Source organism: Cellulomonas fulva (genome assembly GCF_018531375.1).
GTDB lineage: Bacteria > Actinomycetota > Actinomycetes > Actinomycetales > Cellulomonadaceae > Cellulomonas > Cellulomonas fulva.
Genome location: NZ_JAHBOH010000001.1, coordinates 860,658 through 875,911, shown reverse-complemented (window position 1 = coordinate 875,911; position 15,254 = coordinate 860,658). Strand labels below are relative to the sequence as shown.

The 15,254-nt window shown below is 75.3% G+C and carries 15 protein-coding genes and 1 riboswitch; of the genes, 10 read left to right on the top strand and 5 right to left on the bottom strand.

What is annotated here, in order from left to right; translation table 11 throughout:
• Nucleotides 1-127: 127 nt before the first annotated feature.
• Genes KIN34_RS03820 through KIN34_RS03800 form a run of 5 tightly spaced genes read left to right on the top strand, consistent with a single transcriptional unit; the run spans nt 128 to nt 3,306 of the window.
• Nucleotides 128-1,450, top strand: coding sequence for a molybdopterin molybdotransferase MoeA (locus KIN34_RS03820; protein WP_214346909.1), 1,323 nt, complete (start codon nt 128-130; stop codon nt 1,448-1,450).
• Complete coding sequence (gene moaC, locus KIN34_RS03815; RefSeq protein ID WP_214346907.1) at nt 1,447-1,920, top strand: cyclic pyranopterin monophosphate synthase MoaC; 474 nt, start codon at nt 1,447-1,449, stop codon at nt 1,918-1,920. Before KIN34_RS03820 ends, moaC begins: the two co-directional genes overlap by 4 nt.
• Before the next feature lie 44 nt (nt 1,921-1,964).
• Nucleotides 1,965-2,810 carry an NTP transferase domain-containing protein gene (locus tag KIN34_RS03810; protein WP_214346905.1) on the top strand — a complete coding sequence of 282 codons (846 nt, stop codon included), beginning with the start codon at nt 1,965-1,967 and terminating at the stop codon, nt 2,808-2,810.
• Entirely contained in the window at nt 2,807-3,076 is a 270-nt protein-coding gene (locus tag KIN34_RS03805) for a DUF6457 domain-containing protein (protein WP_214346903.1), read from the top strand. Before KIN34_RS03810 ends, KIN34_RS03805 begins: the two co-directional genes overlap by 4 nt.
• Nucleotides 3,073-3,306: a MoaD/ThiS family protein gene (locus KIN34_RS03800; protein WP_214346901.1), complete on the top strand. Its 234-nt coding sequence runs from the start codon at nt 3,073-3,075 to the stop codon at nt 3,304-3,306. The genes KIN34_RS03805 and KIN34_RS03800 overlap by 4 nt, the downstream gene beginning before the upstream one ends.
• A 133-nt stretch (nt 3,307-3,439) precedes the next feature.
• Here KIN34_RS03800 and moaA read toward each other — a convergent pair whose 3' ends face one another.
• From moaA to KIN34_RS03785, 3 genes are read right to left on the bottom strand one after another with little or no spacing between them, the layout of a single operon-like run.
• A complete protein-coding gene (gene moaA / locus KIN34_RS03795) occupies nt 3,440-4,468 on the bottom strand; it encodes a GTP 3',8-cyclase MoaA (protein WP_307858074.1) in 1,029 nt (342 codons plus the stop codon).
• Nucleotides 4,465-4,878 (bottom strand): molybdenum cofactor biosynthesis protein MoaE, encoded by a 414-nt coding sequence (locus KIN34_RS03790; RefSeq protein ID WP_214346899.1) that lies wholly within the window; start codon nt 4,876-4,878, stop codon nt 4,465-4,467. The genes moaA and KIN34_RS03790 overlap by 4 nt, the downstream gene beginning before the upstream one ends.
• A complete protein-coding gene (locus KIN34_RS03785) occupies nt 4,875-5,357 on the bottom strand; it encodes a MogA/MoaB family molybdenum cofactor biosynthesis protein (RefSeq protein WP_214346897.1) in 483 nt (160 codons plus the stop codon). Before KIN34_RS03785 ends, KIN34_RS03790 begins: the two co-directional genes overlap by 4 nt.
• Before the next feature lie 233 nt (nt 5,358-5,590).
• Nucleotides 5,591-5,680: riboswitch (glycine riboswitch) on the top strand.
• 179 nt (nt 5,681-5,859) lie between these two features.
• Here KIN34_RS03785 and gcvP point away from each other — a divergent pair.
• The 5 genes from gcvP (at nt 5,860) to KIN34_RS03760 (ending at nt 11,536) form a co-directional block, all read left to right on the top strand.
• A complete protein-coding gene (gene gcvP / locus KIN34_RS03780) occupies nt 5,860-8,859 on the top strand; it encodes an aminomethyl-transferring glycine dehydrogenase (RefSeq protein WP_214346895.1) in 3,000 nt (999 codons plus the stop codon).
• Between the two features lie 29 nt (nt 8,860-8,888).
• On the top strand, nt 8,889-10,022 hold the full coding sequence (gene gcvT / locus KIN34_RS03775) for a glycine cleavage system aminomethyltransferase GcvT (RefSeq protein ID WP_214346891.1): 1,134 nt from the start codon (nt 8,889-8,891) through the stop codon (nt 10,020-10,022).
• Between the two features lie 36 nt (nt 10,023-10,058).
• A complete protein-coding gene (gene gcvH / locus KIN34_RS03770; protein WP_214346878.1) occupies nt 10,059-10,445 on the top strand; it encodes a glycine cleavage system protein GcvH in 387 nt (128 codons plus the stop codon).
• Between the two features lie 305 nt (nt 10,446-10,750).
• Entirely contained in the window at nt 10,751-10,981 is a 231-nt protein-coding gene (locus KIN34_RS03765) for a helix-turn-helix domain-containing protein (protein WP_214346875.1), read from the top strand.
• Between the two features lie 147 nt (nt 10,982-11,128).
• A complete protein-coding gene (locus KIN34_RS03760) occupies nt 11,129-11,536 on the top strand; it encodes a (deoxy)nucleoside triphosphate pyrophosphohydrolase (protein ID WP_214346871.1) in 408 nt (135 codons plus the stop codon).
• Between the two features lie 9 nt (nt 11,537-11,545).
• Here the strand turns inward: KIN34_RS03760 and KIN34_RS03755 are convergent, their stop codons facing one another.
• A complete protein-coding gene (locus KIN34_RS03755; RefSeq protein WP_307858073.1) occupies nt 11,546-12,679 on the bottom strand; it encodes a MalY/PatB family protein in 1,134 nt (377 codons plus the stop codon).
• A 208-nt stretch (nt 12,680-12,887) separates the two neighbouring features.
• Nucleotides 12,888-15,218: a 5-methyltetrahydropteroyltriglutamate--homocysteine S-methyltransferase gene (gene metE / locus KIN34_RS03750; protein WP_214346868.1), complete on the bottom strand. Its 2,331-nt coding sequence runs from the start codon at nt 15,216-15,218 to the stop codon at nt 12,888-12,890.
• Nucleotides 15,219-15,254 lie beyond the last annotated feature (36 nt).

The window sequence follows — 15,254 nt, the reverse complement described above, 5'->3', positions numbered from 1 at the left end:
CATCCACCCCGCCGTTCCTCTGGCTCCGGTACGCCAGAGCCGGAGGAATAGCGGGCTCGGCGGGAGGGTGAGCGGGGCGTGGGACGATCGGGGCCGGTCCGGGTACGTGGTGAGGGGAGGGGTCTGGGTGCGGGGGCTCGACGAGCACCGGGCGGCGACGCTCGCGTTGGCGACGCCCCTGCCGACCGTCGAGGTCCACCTGCTCGACGCGCTCGGCCTGGTCCTCGCCGAGGACGTCGCGACCCCTGAGGCGCTGCCGCGGTGGGACAACTCCGCGATGGACGGGTACGCCGTGCGCGCGGCCGACGTCGCCGCGGCGCGCCCGGACGCGCCGGTCCGGCTCCGGGTGGTGGCGGACCTCGCCGCGGGCTCCGACGACGAGCCCGAGGTCACGCCCGGCGCCGCGGCCCGCATCATGACCGGTGCGCCCGTCCCGCCCGGCGCGGACGCCGTGGTCCCGGTGGAGCTGACCGCGACGGCCGTCACGGGCGGCGCGTGGGAGCCCGACGAGGGCGCGGTGCTGGTCCGTGAGCCCGTGGCGACGGGGGCGCACGTCCGATGCGCCGGCGACGACGCGGCCGCGGGCGACACGGTGCTCCGCGCGGGCGCGCTCGTCGGACCGGCGCACGTGGCGGCGGCCGCGTCGGTCGGCCGCTCGACGCTCGTCGTGCACCGGCGGCCGCGGGTCGCGGTGGTGTCGACGGGCGACGAGCTGGTGCCGCCGGGCGAGCCGCTGCGCCGGGGGCAGATCCCCGACTCCAACTCCTGGCTGCTGGCCGCCGCCGCACGGGAGGCCGGCGCGGACGTGCTCCGCCTCGGGCCGGAGCGCGACGACCCCGCGGCGTTGCACCGGCTGCTGCGCGCGCTGGACGCCGGAGAGCACGGCGCGGTCGACGCGATCGTCACCTCCGGCGGCGTGAGCGCCGGGGCGTACGACGTGGTCAAGGCCGCGCTCGCCGACGAGCCGGGCGTGGCGTTCGTGCCCGTCGCCGTGCAGCCCGGCAAGCCGCAGGGCCTCGGCCGGCTCCCCGGCGGGACGCCCGTCTGGACGCTGCCCGGCAACCCGGTGAGCTCGGCGACGTCGTTCGAGGTGTTCGTGCGGCCCGCGCTGCTGCGGATGCGCGGGCTGGTGGACGTGGAGCGGCCGCGGGTGCCCGCCGTGGCCGCGGACTCATGGTCGACGCCCGTCGGCCGGGCCCAGCTCATGCCGGTCGTCCGCGCCGATCCCGGTGCCGACTCCGGTACCCGCCCCGGTGCCCTCGCGTCGGACGGAGCGGACCCGGCGGCCGCCCGCTCGGGGGACGGGCGCGTGGCCGTGCGCCGCGCGACCCCGCGCGGCTCCGGGTCCCACCTGGTCGCCCGGCTCGCGGTGGCGCAGGGGCTCGCGGTGATCCCGGCCGGGGTGGAGCAGGTCCGCCCCGGCGACAGCCTGGAGGTCTTCTGGACATGAGCGACTTCACCCACCTCGACGCGCGGGGCCACGCGCGCATGGTCGACGTCACGGAGAAGCAGCCGACCGTGCGCTCGGCGACCGCGTCCGGCCTGGTCGCCTGCGGGCCCGCGGTGGTCGCGGCGCTGCGTGACGGCGCCGTGCCCAAGGGCGACGTGCTGGCCGTGGCTCGGGTCGCCGGCATCGCCGCGGCCAAGCGCACGCCCGAGCTGCTGCCGCTCGCGCACGTGATCGGCGTGCACGGCGCGGCCGTCGACCTGGCGGTGCACGACGAGGGCGTGCACATCACCGCGACGGTCCGCACCGCCGACCGCACCGGCGTCGAGATGGAGGCGCTCACCGCCGTGAGCGTCGCCGCGCTCGCGGTGGTGGACATGGTCAAGGGGCTCGACAAGTCGGTACGCATCGCGGACGTGCGGCTCGAGGCCAAGACCGGCGGCAAGTCCGGCGACTGGCACCGCACGGCGTAGCCGCGGACGGCGCCTGGGTGTGCAGCCGTGACCGGGAGGCGGTGGTGACGACGGACTTCGACGCGATCGTGCTGGCCGGCGGGGCCGGGCGGCGGCTGGGCGGTGCGGTCAAGCCCGAGGTCCGCGTCGCGGGCGTCGCGCTGGTCGACCGTGCCCTGGCCGCGGTCGCCGGCGCCCGCCGCGTGGTGCTGGTCGCGCCGCCGGACCTGGCGCGCGCGGGGGTGCCGCGGACGCTCGAGGACCCGCCGCTGGGCGGTCCGGTCTCGGGTGTGGCCGCGGGTCTGGCGGCGCTCGGAGCCGGCACCGCCGTGAACCCGGGGGGAGCGAACCCGGGGAGAGCGAACCCGGTGGAACCGAACCCGGTGGAACCGAACCCGGTGGGACCGAACGAGGTCGGGGGCGAGGTCGGGGGCGAGGGCGAGGTCTGGAGCCAGGTGGTCGTGGTGCTGGCGTGCGACGTTCCGCGGGCCGGGTCGGTGGTCGCGGAGCTCGTCGGCGCGGCGCGTGGCCCGGGCGTGGAGGGTGCGCGGCTCGTGGACCGCGAGGGACGGCCGCAGCACCTGGTCGCCGCCTACCGTCGGACGGCGCTCGAGCGAGCGCTCGCCCGGCTCGGCGACCCGCACGGGGCCTCGGTGCGCGCGCTGGTCGACGGCCTGGACCTGGCGGACGTGCCCGACCCGGGCGGCGCGGCCGACGACGCCGACACCTGGGACGACGTCCGCCGCCTGGACGCCGAGCTCGCCGGGGACGTCGACCGCGGGGCGGCCGCGTCGTGGGACGATCGGACCGAGCCGCCGACCGACGCACCGACCGACGCACCGGCCGACGCACACGAGCATCCCGACGCAGACGAGCAGCCCGACGCACACTCCGACCGGAGGACGCCATGACCGATCCCCGCCGCGCCCCGGGCGCCGACCTGCCGCAGTGGGTCGCGCACGTGACCGACCGCCTGGGCGTCGACCCCGCGCTGGTCGACGTCGACCGGCTGCTGAACGTGTCGAGCGAGGTCGCGCACACGGTCGCGCGTCCCGCGGTGCCGGTCACGATGTTCGTCGCCGGGCTGGCGGCGGCGGGCCGCACGCCCGACGAGATCGCGGTGCTGCTCGCGGACGTCGAGGCGAGCGCACGCGCCTGGGACGACGAGCCCGCGTGATCACCGTCCGCTACTTCGCCGCCGCCGCCGAGGCGGCCGGTGTCGACTCCGAGCAGGTCCCCGCGGGCGACGGCGCCGCGCTCCGTGCCGACCTGGTGACGCGCCACCCGGCGCTCGGCCCGATCCTGGACCGCTGCGCGCTCCTGGCCGACGGCCGTCGCGTCGAGCCGGGCGACCCCGTGCCCGCGGGGGCGACGCTCGACGTCCTCCCCCCGTTCGCGGGCGGCTGACACCACACCCACCTCACACCCCACCCCGCCGAGTGCGGACGGTCGCACGCGACCGCGGACGGTGACCGGCCGCACTCGGGTGACGACGTCCGCACTGGGCGGAACAGACGGCGGGAGTGCGCCGTCGGTCGGGTCAGCCGCCGATCGCGCTCATGGGGCGGGTCGGCTGGAGGAACTTCGGGTCGTCGATGCCGTGGCCGGCCTTCTTGCCGGCCAGGCAGCGCCGGTACGCCGCCGCGACGCCCTCGTCGACGACGTCCGCGGGCTCGTCGGACCGCAGGGCCTCGCGGGTGTCGACCTCCGCCTCGGAGAACAGGCACGCGCGGAGCTGGCCGTCGGCCGTGAGCCGCAGCCGGTCGCACGCCCCGCAGAACGGCGCGGTCACCGACGCGATGACGCCGACGGTGTGCGGGCCGCCGTCGACGTACCAGAGCTCGGCGGGCGCGGCGCCGCGGCCGGGCACCTCGGTCAGCGTGAACTGCGAGGTCAGACGCTCGAGGATCTCGGCCTGGGTGACCATGACCTGCCGGTCCCAGGTGTGCCCGCCGTCCAGCGGCATCTGCTCGATGAACCGCATCTGGTAACCACGGTCCACGGCGAACCGGGTGAGCGCGACGACCTCGTCGTCGTTGACGCCGCGCATGGCGACCGCGTTGATCTTGACCGGGTGGAGGCCCGCGGCGTCGGCGGCCGCGATGCCCGCGAGGGTCTCGACCAGCTTGTCGCGCCGGGTCAGCTCCAGGAACTTCGCCCGGTCGAGCGTGTCGAGGCTGATGTTGACGCGGGAGAGCCCGGCGTCCCGCAGCGGCGCGGCGAGCGCGGGCAGCCGCAGCGCGTTGGTGGTGAGCGAGACTTCGACGGGCGCGCCGTCGGGCGTGGTGAGCGCCGTCAGCCGCCGCACGACGTCCACCACGTCGACCCGCAGGAGCGGCTCGCCGCCGGTCAGCCGGATCTCCCGGATGCCGAGCTCGACGCCGACGCGAGCGACGCGCACGATCTCGTCGGTCGAGAGCATGGTCGAGCGCGCGAGCCACGGGACGCCGTCGGCCGGCATGCAGTAGGTGCACCGCAGCGAGCACCGGTCGGTCAGCGAGATGCGCAGGTCGTGGTGCGCCCGCCCGAACCGGTCCGTCAGCGTGCCGCGTGCGCTAGTCGTCGTCACAACCCCACCCAGTGGTGCGTCCCGTCCGCGAGGATCTCGCGCTTCCAGACCGGCAGCTCGGCCTTCACGGTCTCGACCAGCCGCCGGCACGCGTCGAACGACTCGGCCCGGTGCGCCGCCGCGACCGCCGCGACGATCGCCGCCTCACCCACGCCCAGGCGCCCGGTCCGGTGGCTGACCGCGACCCCGAGCACGTCGTCCTCGGCCGCGATCCGCTCCGCGATGCCGCGCAGCGTCGCCTCCGCGTCGGGATGGGCGCTGTAGTCCAGCCCGACGACCTCGCCGGTCACCGACGGGTCGTGGTCGCGGACCAGCCCGACGAACGTGGCGACGGCTCCGGCCCGCGCGCTGCCGACATGTTCCACGTGAAACAGCAGGTCAAGGGGCGCGTCCGTGACGGTCGCGATCACGCGTGGTCACCGCCCTCGACCTGGCTCAGCAGGTGCGGCAGCAGCGGCAGCAGCACGTCGAGCCCCTCGCGCACGCCGCCCGGCGAGCCGGGCAGGTTCACCACGACGACGCCGTCACCGGTCACGCCGACGAGCCCGCGGCTCAGCACCGCCGTCGGCACCTCCGACGAGCGCCGCAGCAGCTCCGCGACGCCGGGGAGCTCCTTGGCCAGCAGGGGACGCGTGCCCTCGGGGGTCTCGTCGCGGGGAGCGACGCCCGTGCCCCCGGACGTCACGACGAGCGCCGCGCCGTCCGCCACCGCGGCGCGCAGCGCGCGAGCGACCGAGTCCGCACCGTCGGGCACGACGACGGGATCGGCGACCGCCAGCCCGGCACCGCGGAGCAGGTCGGCTGCCACCGGCCCGGACCGGTCCTCGCGCGCACCGGACGCGCTGCGGTCGGACACGACCACCACCACCGCCCGCTGCCCCTGGTCCATCCCCCCAGGCTATCCGCGGGTGGAACCGCCGCCCGACGACGAGCCCACGTCCCGGGCGGGCGCCGGTGGCCGCACGCCTCGTCGCACCGGGCGCGACCGGTACGGGCGCGCCGGACGCGACCACGGGTGCGCCGCTCGGGATGCCGCACGCAGGCGCGTCGTCGGGGTGCGGCTGCGGGTGCCGCCGGCGGCGGGGTGCCGGGTAGGCTGGGGGCACAACCGAACACGCTGCTCGAACCGAGGCGGGAGAGTCCCGCGTACGCGGGCGCCGAAGGAGCAACCCTCCCCGGGAATCTCTCAGGCCCCTGTACCGCCCCGGCGAGGCAACTCTGGAAAGCGGCGGCCCCCGGGCCGCCCACCGACGGTGCAAGCCGGCGCGCCCCGGGCTGGGAACAGCCACGGCGGACCGGCAAAACTCTCAGGTCGTCGCGCTGCGACGGATGACAGAGCGGGGAGCCCACCGCCCGTCCCGGCCCGCGCCGGACGACCCCCGGAGCAGCCCGTGTCGATCGCCCCCACCACCCGCGCGCAGACCCACGCGCCCGCGGCCCCCGACTTCGCCGACCGGCACATCGGCCCGCGCGGCGACGACACCGCGCGCATGCTCGCGGCGGTCGGCTACGGCTCGCTCGACGAGCTGGTCGACGCGGCCGTCCCCGCCTCGATCCGCAGCGAGCGGCCGCTGGACCTGCCCGGAGCCCGCTCGGAGCAGGAGGTGCAGGCCGCGCTGCGCGCGATCGCGGACCGCAACCAGGTGCTGCGCCCGATGATCGGCCAGGGCTACTACGGCACGCACACGCCCGCGGTGATCCGCCGCAACGTGCTCGAGTCGCCGGCCTGGTACACCGCCTACACGCCGTACCAGCCGGAGATCAGCCAGGGCCGCCTCGAGGCGCTGCTCAACTTCCAGACGGTGGTCGAGGACCTCACCGGCCTGGCGATCGCGAACGCGAGCCTGCTCGACGAGGCGACCGCGGTCGCCGAGGCCGTCGCGCTGATGTGGCGCGCGCAGCGCAACAAGCCCGGCGTGGTCGTGCTCGACGACCAGCTGTTCGGCCAGTCGCTCGCCGTGACCGTCGGCCGCGCGCAGGCGATCGGGCTGCCGGTGGTCGTGGCCGACCTGGCGCAGGGGCTGCCCGAGGTCGAGGGCGACCTGCTCGGGCTCGTCGTGCAGCAGGTGGCGGCGTCGGGCGAGGTGCGGGACCTGCGCGGCGTGGTCGCGGCGACGAAGGAGCGCGGCGGGCTCGTCACGGTCGCGGCCGACCTCCTGGCGCTCACGCTGCTGACGTCGCCCGGGACGCTCGGCGCGGACGTCGCGGTCGGCTCGGCGCAGCGGTTCGGCGTCCCGCTGTTCGGCGGCGGCCCGCACGCGGCGTTCATGGCGGTCCGGGAGGGGCTCGAGCGCATGCTGCCGGGCCGGCTCGTCGGCGTCTCGGTCGACGCGGACGGCGCGCCCGCCTACCGACTCGCGCTGCAGACGCGTGAGCAGCACATCCGCCGCGAGAAGGCGACCAGCAACATCTGCACCGCGCAGGCGCTGCTCGCGATCGTCGCCTCGATGTACGCCGTCTACCACGGGCCCGACGGCCTGCGCGCGATCGCGGAGCGCGTCCGCGGGCACGCGCAGCAGCTCGTGGGACGGCTGCGCGCGGTCGGCGTCCGCGTGGAGCACGACGTCGTCTTCGACACGGTGCGCGCGGTCGTCCCGGGCCACGCCCACGCGGTCGTCGAGCGCGCCGCGCAGCGCGGCGTCAACCTCTGGGCGCCGGACGCGGACCACGTGCAGGCGAGCGTCGACGAGACGACCACGTCCGACGACGTGATCGCGGTGCTCCTGGCGTTCGTCGAGAGCGGCAGCACCGACGTTCCGGTCGACGCCGACGAGCCCGTGGAGTACCGGTCGGCGGACGGCAGCCTCCAGATCAGCGGCGGGAGCCTCGCCGTCAGCCCGTCGTCGTCCTTCTCCGCGCCGCTGCCGGGGTGGACCGCGCGGGCCGACGCGTACCTGACGCACCCGGTGTTCCACCTGTACCGCTCCGAGACCGCGATGCTGCGCTACCTGCGCCGTCTCTCGGACAAGGACCTGGCGCTGGACCGCACGATGATCCCGCTGGGCTCCTGCACCATGAAGCTCAACGCGGCCACGGAGATGGAGCCGATCTCCTGGCCCGAGTTCGCCGACGTCCACCCGTACGCCCCGGCCGACCAGACCACGGGCTACGCCGAGCTGGTCACGCAGCTGCAGGACTGGCTGGCGGAGATCACGGGCTATGCCGCGGTGTCGGTGCAGCCCAACGGCGGCTCGCAGGGCGAGTTCGCGGGCCTGCTCGCGATCAAGGCCTACCACCACGCGCGGGGGCAGGCGGAGCGCGACGTGTGCCTCATCCCGGCCTCGGCGCACGGCACCAACGCGGCCAGCGCGGCGCTCGCGGGTCTGCGCGTGGTCGTCGTCGCGACCGCCGAGGACGGCGAGATCCAGCTCGACGACCTGCGCGCGAAGCTCGCGCAGCACGGCCCGCAGGTGGCCGCGATCATGATCACCTACCCCTCGACGCACGGCGTGTTCGAGGCGCACGTGCGCGACGTCTGCGACCTGGTGCACCAGGCGGGCGGCCAGGTGTACATCGACGGCGCCAACCTCAACGCGCTCGTCGGGCTGGCCCGCCCGGGCGAGCTGGGCGGCGACGTCAGCCACCTGAACCTGCACAAGACGTTCTGCATCCCGCACGGCGGCGGCGGCCCCGGTGTCGGCCCGGTCGCGGTGGCGGCGCACCTCGCGCCCTACCTCCCGGGAGACCCGACGACGAGCCCGACGCGGCCGGTCGCCGAGTCGGACCCGGGCGTCGACCCCGCGCTCCACGTCCCGCCCGTCTCGGCGGCGCCGTGGGGGTCCGCCGGCATCCTGCCGATCTCCTGGGCCTACGTGGCGCTCATGGGACCCGACGGCCTGCGCGCCGCCACCGAGACCGCCGTGCTGGCCGCGAACTACCTGGCCACACGCCTCCGCGAGCACTTCCCGGTGCTGTACACCGGCCCCGGCGGCCTCGTCGCGCACGAGTGCATCCTCGATCTGCGCGAGCTGACCAAGGCCACCGGCGTCACGGCCGAGGACGTCGCCAAGCGCCTCATGGACTACGGGTTCCACGCCCCGACGCTGAGCTTCCCGGTGGCCGGGACGCTCATGGTCGAGCCGACCGAGAGCGAGGACCTGGCCGAGCTCGACCGGTTCGTCGCGGCGATGGTCGCCATCCGCGCGGAGATCGACGAGGTCGCCGCGGGCACGTGGCCGCTCGAGGACTCGCCGCTGCGGCAGGCGCCGCACACCGCCGCGTCGGTCACCGCCGACACGTGGTCGCACGCGTACGGTCGCGAGCAGGCGGCGTACGCGCTGCCGAGCCTGCGGCAGGACAAGTACTGGCCGCCGGTCCGGCGGATCGACGGCGCCCGGGGCGACCGTCAGCTGGTCTGCTCCTGCCCGCCCGTCGAGTCGTTCGCGCAGTGAGCGCGCACGTGGCACGTGAGGAGCCGTCGATGACCCGCACGTCCCCGCTGCACGACGAGCACGTCGCCCTGGGCGCCGCGCTCACCGACTTCGCGGGCTGGCAGATGCCCCTGCGGTACGGCTCGGACGTCGCGGAGCACACCGCGGTGCGCTCGGCCGCGGGCCTGTTCGACCTGTCCCACATGGGCGAGCTGGAGGTCACCGGGCCGGGTGCGGGCGACGCGCTCGACCGCGCGCTCGTCGGGAACCTCTCCGGCCTGGCGACCGGCCGTGCGCGCTACACGATGATCTGCCAGGAGGACGGCGGGGTGCTCGACGACCTCGTCGTCTACCGCCTGGCGGAGGAGCGCTACCTCGTCGTCGCCAACGCCTCGAACGTCGAGGTGGTGCGCACGGCCCTGACCGAGCGGTTCGCCGGGCGGACGGACGTGCGGCTCGACGACCGGTCGCTCGCCACCGCGCTGGTGGCGGTCCAGGGCCCGGCCGCCGAGGCGATCGTCGTCGGCCTGGTGGCCGACCAGGACCAGGCCGCGGCCGTGCGTGCGCTGCGCTACTACGCGTCCGTCCCGGCCACCGTGGTCGGCGTCGACGCGCTGGTCGCGCGCACCGGCTACACCGGCGAGGACGGGTTCGAGCTGTTCGTGGCCGCGGCGGACGCGCCGGCGGTGTGGCGTGCCGCCGCCCAGGCCGGGCAGCCGCTGGGCCTGGTGCCCGCCGGGCTGTCCGCGCGCGACTCGCTGCGCCTCGAGGCCGGCATGCCGCTGTACGGCAACGAGCTGGACACCACGACGACGCCGCACGACGCCGGGCTCGGCCGCGTGGTCAAGCTCGACAAGGTGGACGACGAGGGCGCGCCGCTGCCCTTCGTCGGCCGCGCGGCGCTCGAGGCGCGGGCCCACGCGGTGCCGGCGCGCACGCTCGTCGGCCTGGTCGGGCTCGGCCGTCGGGCCGCCCGGCACGGGTACGACGTGGTGACGCCCGGCGGCGCCGTCGTCGGGACCGTGACCTCCGGGGCGCCCTCGCCCACGCTGGGCCACCCGGTCGCCATGGCGTACGTGACGCCCGAGGTGAGCGCGCCCGGCACCGAGCTCGCCGTCGACGTGCGCGGACGGCACGAGCCCGTCCGCGTCAGCACACTTCCCTTCTACCGCCGCGAGCGGTAGACCTCCTACTAGCGACCCCGAGACCGGAGCCCCACGATGGCCGACCTGCCCCCCTCGCAGCTCCCCACCGAGCTGCAGTACACGATCGAGCACGAGTGGCTCGCCGCCGGGACCCCCTCCACCATCGGCATCACGTCGGTGGCCGCGGAGGCGCTCGGTGACATCGTCTACCTCGAGCTGCCCGCCGTCGGCGAGACCGTCACCGCGGGCACCGTGGTCGGCGAGATCGAGTCGACCAAGTCGGTCTCCGAGCTCTTCTCCCCCGTCACAGGCACCGTCGCCGAGGTCAACACCGCGGCCGTCGACGACCCTGCTCTGGTCAACGCCGACCCGTACGGTGCGGGCTGGCTGCTCAAGATCGACGTCTCCGAGACCGGTCCGCTGCTGACCGCCGAGGAGTACGCCGCACACACGTCCGGCTGAGCGGGGCCGGCCGGTCGGCAGCGACGCCGCCCGGCTGACGTCCTCACCACCGGCGGGCGTGTCCGCATCGACGCCGGTGGGCCGAACGGGTGAAACCTCTGCGGCGTCGTCGGGACGGGTGTATCTGGCCCGGACCGCGACGTTCATTGTGGAGCACAGACGGATCGCGTCCGGTGTGGACGGGCGACTGGAAGAAAAGTTCGGGAAACTCGCGTCATGGACGCCCGTCCGAACCCTCTCAGTCTCCGAACCACCACGGACGCCCGGCCAGGCCGCCGGGTCCGTGCAGCCGAACGGAGGACATGATGAGCATGCTGGAGACCACGGGGACCATGACGGTCACCGAGACTCTCACCCGACGCGAGCGCGTGGTGCTCGCCGAGCTCACCGAGGACGTCACCCTCGAGGAGATCGCGACGCGCCTGTTCGTGACCCGCAACACGGTCAAGTCGCAGGTCCGCAGCGTCTACCGCAAGATCGGCGTCTCGACGCGCGCCGAGGCGGTCGCCTGGGCGGAGGCGCACGGCATCCGCTGAACCCCTCCCGGCCCGACGCGGGCCACCAGCCCCTGCACCACGCACCCGTTCCCCCTCGAGCGGCACCATCGACGACGACGTCGACACACGACCGGCCTGCCCCACGGGGCGGGCCGTCGTCGCGTCCGGGCTGGCAGACTCGCCGCCATGGCACCCCAGCTCGTCGTCGCGGCCGCGATCGTGGACGACCTCGACCAGCCCTACGAGATGCTCGCCGCGCGCCGGGCGACGCCCGCGAGCCTCGCCGGCCGCTGGGAGTTCCCCGGCGGGAAGGTCGACGACGGCGAGACCCCGGAGGACGCGCTGCACCGTGAGATCCGCGAGGAGCTCGGCGTGCGGATCGCGCTGGGCGACGAGGTCGTCGGGCCCGACGACGGGCTGTGGCAGCTCTCCGAGAAGTACGTCATGCGCCTGTGGTGGGCGGAGCTGGTGGCGGGCACGCCGGAGCCGCTCGTGGAGCACGACGAGCTGCGCTGGCTCACCCGCGCGCGCTGGCTCGACGTGCCGTGGCTCGACGCTGACGTGCGCATCGTCCACCACCTGCAGGGCGCCTGACGCCCTCCGTCAGGCGGGGAGCACCGAGGCGAGGCGGCGCACGGCCTCCGTGAGGAGCTCCGGCGACGTGGCGAAGTTGAGCCGCACGTGCCCCGCGCCCGGCGCGCCGAAGGTGGGGCCGGGGTTCAGCGCGAGCCGGCCGTCGCGCAGCAGCGCCCGTGCCGGGTCGGGGTCGCCGGGCAGGGCGTCGCGCAGGTCCAGCCACGCGAAGTAGGTGGCCGCGCCGGGGGTCCAGCGGACCGCCGGGGCGTGCTCGGCCAGGAGCTCGGCGAGCAGCGTGCGGTGCGCGCGCAGCTCGGTGAGCAGCTCGTCGAGCCAGGAGCCGCCCTCCCGCAGCGCGGTCGCGTGCGCGAGCACCGGCACGTGCCCGACCTCGGACGCCACCAGCTCGGGCAGGTGCGTCAGGTGCTCCGCCTCGGGCCCCGGGACCGCGATCGCCGCCTTGAGGCCGGCCAGGTGGAACGCCTTCGAGGCGGAGTGCAGCGCCACGGCGTCGGGGATCACGGTCGTCGCCGAGACGAACGTGCCGTCGAGCGTGAGCGGCGCGTGCACCTCGTCGGACACCACGCGCACGCCGTGCCGGGCCGCGAGCTCACCGACCGCGCGCAGCTCGTCGGGCGTGTGCAGCGTGCCCGTCGGGTTGTGCGGGTGGCACAGCAGGTAGGCGGCGCGGCGGCCGTCGGCGCGGGCCTCGTCGAACGCGCGGTCCAGCGCGGCCAGGTCCAGGCGGTGGTCCGGGCCCAGCGGCGCCTCGACGATGCGCCGGCCCGCGTGGCGCGGGTACGCCCAGAACGGCGGGTACACCGGCGGGTTCACGACGACGGCGTCGCCCGGCTCGGTGAGCAGCGCGATCACCTCGACCGTGCCCTGCATGATGTCCGGCACCAGCCGGATGCGCGACGCCGTGGTGGACCAGCCCCAGCGCCGCTCGGCGAACTCCGCGAACGCGTCCTGGTACGGCATGCCGGACGGGTACCCGGTGTCGCCGCGGCGCACGGCGTCGCTCACCGCGTGGACCACGGGCGCGCACACCGCGACGTCCATCTCCGCGACCCACAGCGGCAGCACGTCGTCGGGGTACCGGCTCCACTTGCTGCTGGTCCGGCTCCGGAGCTCGGACAGAGGCACGTCGAAGAGCGTCACCCGCCCACGCTACCCGCGCCCCACCACCCCGCCCCGCCCCCGTCCGCCCCCGGCCCTGTCCCACCCGCCGAGAACGTCATATCTCCGGCTCTGCTCCGCCAAAGCCGGAGATATGACGTTCTCGGCGGTAGGTGGGGGGTGGGTGGGGTGGGGAGGGAGGGGTGGGTGGGGAGGCCAGGGAGGGGTGGGGAGGGAGGGGTAGGTGGGGTCAGAGGGTGGTGCGGACCGCTTCTGTGGCGCGGAGCATGTGCTCCAGGCTCGCCGTCGTCTCCTCGTAGCGGCGCGTCTTGAGGCCGCAGTCGGGGTTGACCCAGAGCTGGTCGACGGCGATGGCCTTGACCGCCCCGGCGAGCAGGTCCGTCATCTCCTCGACGGAGGGGACGCGCGGGGAGTGGATGTCGTAGACGCCGGGGCCGACGGCGCGCGGGTAGCCCGCTGCGGCGATGTCCTCGACGATCTCCATCTTGGAGCGGGCCGCCTCGATCGAGGTCACGTCGGCGTCGAGGCCGTCGATCGCGCCCATGATCTGGCCGAACTCCGAGTAGCACAGGTGCGTGTGGATCTGGGTGTCCGGGCGCACGCCGGCCGTCGAGAGGCGGAAGGAGCGCACCGACCAGTCGAGGTAGTCGGCGTGGTCCTTCTCCCGCAGCGGCAGGAGCTCGCGCAGGGCGGGCTCGTCGACCTGGATCACGGCGATGCCGGCGGCCTCGAGGTCGGCGATCTCGTCGCGCAGCGCCAGGCCCACCTGGTTCGCGGTCTCCCGCAGCGGCTGGTCGTCGCGCACGAAGCTCCAGGCCAGGATCGTGACCGGGCCGGTGAGCATGCCCTTGACCGGCTTGCTCGTGAGCGACTGCGTGTACGTGGTCCAGTCGACCGTGATCGGCTTCGGCCGCGAGACGTCGCCCCACAGGATCGACGGGCGCGTGCAGCGCGAGCCGTAGGACTGCACCCAGCCGTTCTCGGTGACCGCGAAGCCGTCCAGGTTCTCGGCGAAGTACTGCACCATGTCGTTGCGCTCGGGCTCGCCGTGCACCAGCACGTCCAGGCCGATCCGCTCCTGCAGCTCGACGACGCGGCGGATCTCCGCCTTCATCTCGTCGGTGTACTGCTCGTCGGTCAGCTCGCCCTTGCCGTGCGCGGCGCGGGCCTTGCGGATCTCCGGCGTCTGGGGGAACGAGCCGATCGTCGTGGTCGGCAGCGGCGGGAGGTCGAGGCGCGCGGCCTGGGCGTCCTTGCGCTCGTCGAACGGGCCGCGGTTGAACGCGTCCTCGGTCAGGCCGGCCGTGCGCTCGCGGACCTCGGGCCGCACCACGCCCGGCGCGCCGCGGCGCGACGCGACCGCGTCCGACGCCTCGAGCAGCTGCTCGTGGATCGCCTCGCGGCCCTCGGACAGGCCCTCGGCGAGCGTGACCACCTCGGCGACCTTCTGGTCGGCGAACGCGAGCCAGGTCGTGAGGGTCGGGTCGAGGTTCGGCTCGTCGGCCGTGTCGTGCGGGACGTGGAACAGCGACGTCGACGTGCCGACCGTGACGGCGGCCGCGCCGAGCACCTCGAGCTGCTCCAGCACCTGGAGCTTGGCGTCCAGGTCCGCGCGCCAGATGTTGTGGCCGTCGATCACGCCCGCGACCAGGGTCTTGGTCTCGAGGCCGGGGACGGCCTCGGTCGGGGTCTCGCCCTTGACGAGGTCCAGGCCGATCGCCTCGACGTCGGTGGCGGCGAGCACCGGCAGCGCCGCGCCCAGGTCGCCGTACGGCGCCGCGACGAGGATCGCCGGGCGCTGCGGACGCGCCAGCTCCGTCGCGAGCGCGCGGTACGCCTCGACGGTCGCGGCGAGCAGGCGCTCGACGGGCACGTCGATGCTCTCCGAGACCAGGGCCGGCTCCTCGAGCTGGACCCACGTGGCGCCGGCGGCGGCGAGGTCGCGGAGCAGGTCCGCGTACACGGGCAGCAGGTCGGGCAGGCGGTCGATCGGGGAGAAGTCGTCCGGCGCGCCCTCGGTCGCCTTCGCGAGCGCCAGGTACGTCACCGGCCCGACGAGCACGGGCCGCGTCACGACGCCGTCGGCCAGCGCCTCGACGAACTCCGCGACCGGGCGCGTGCCGACGTAGCGGAACTCCGTCTCCGGGCCGATCTCGGGGACCAGGTAGTGGTAGTTGGTGTCGAACCACTTGGTCATCTCGAGCGGCAGGTCGTCGCCGCGACCGCGCGCGACGGTCGAGTAGCCGGCCAGGTCCAGGCTTCCGTCCTCGCCGACCAGGTCGGCGAACCGCGCCGGGATCGCGCCGACGACGGCGGTCGCGTCGAGCACGTGGTCGTAGAAGGAGAACGCGCTCGGGATCGCGGGCACGTCCGTGGGCAGGCCCAGCTCGGCCAGGCGCGTGCGGGTCCGACGACGCAGCTCGGCGGCCGTCGCCTCGACCTCGTCGGCCGTCGACCGGCCGGCCCAGAACGCCTCGATGGCCTTCTTGAGCTCGCGGCGCGGCCCGATGCGCGGGTAGCCGAGCACGGAGCCGGTCGGGAACTGCGGGGTCTCGCTCATCAGGGTCCAGCCTTCGGTGTCGTGGTGGTGCTGTGG

Coding starts and splice junctions, on each gene's coding strand:
- gcvT (WP_214346891.1), top strand. CDS start 8,889: ATGACCCGCACGTCCCCGCTGCACGACGAGCACGTCGCCCTGGGCGCC.
- gcvH (WP_214346878.1), top strand. CDS start 10,059: ATGGCCGACCTGCCCCCCTCGCAGCTCCCCACCGAGCTGCAGTACACG.
- KIN34_RS03805 (WP_214346903.1), top strand. CDS start 2,807: ATGACCGATCCCCGCCGCGCCCCGGGCGCCGACCTGCCGCAGTGGGTC.
- KIN34_RS03760 (WP_214346871.1), top strand. CDS start 11,129: ATGGCACCCCAGCTCGTCGTCGCGGCCGCGATCGTGGACGACCTCGAC.
- KIN34_RS03765 (WP_214346875.1), top strand. CDS start 10,751: ATGAGCATGCTGGAGACCACGGGGACCATGACGGTCACCGAGACTCTC.
- moaC (WP_214346907.1), top strand. CDS start 1,447: ATGAGCGACTTCACCCACCTCGACGCGCGGGGCCACGCGCGCATGGTC.
- metE (WP_214346868.1), bottom strand. CDS start 15,218: ATGAGCGAGACCCCGCAGTTCCCGACCGGCTCCGTGCTCGGCTACCCG.
- KIN34_RS03785 (WP_214346897.1), bottom strand. CDS start 5,357: ATGGACCAGGGGCAGCGGGCGGTGGTGGTGGTCGTGTCCGACCGCAGC.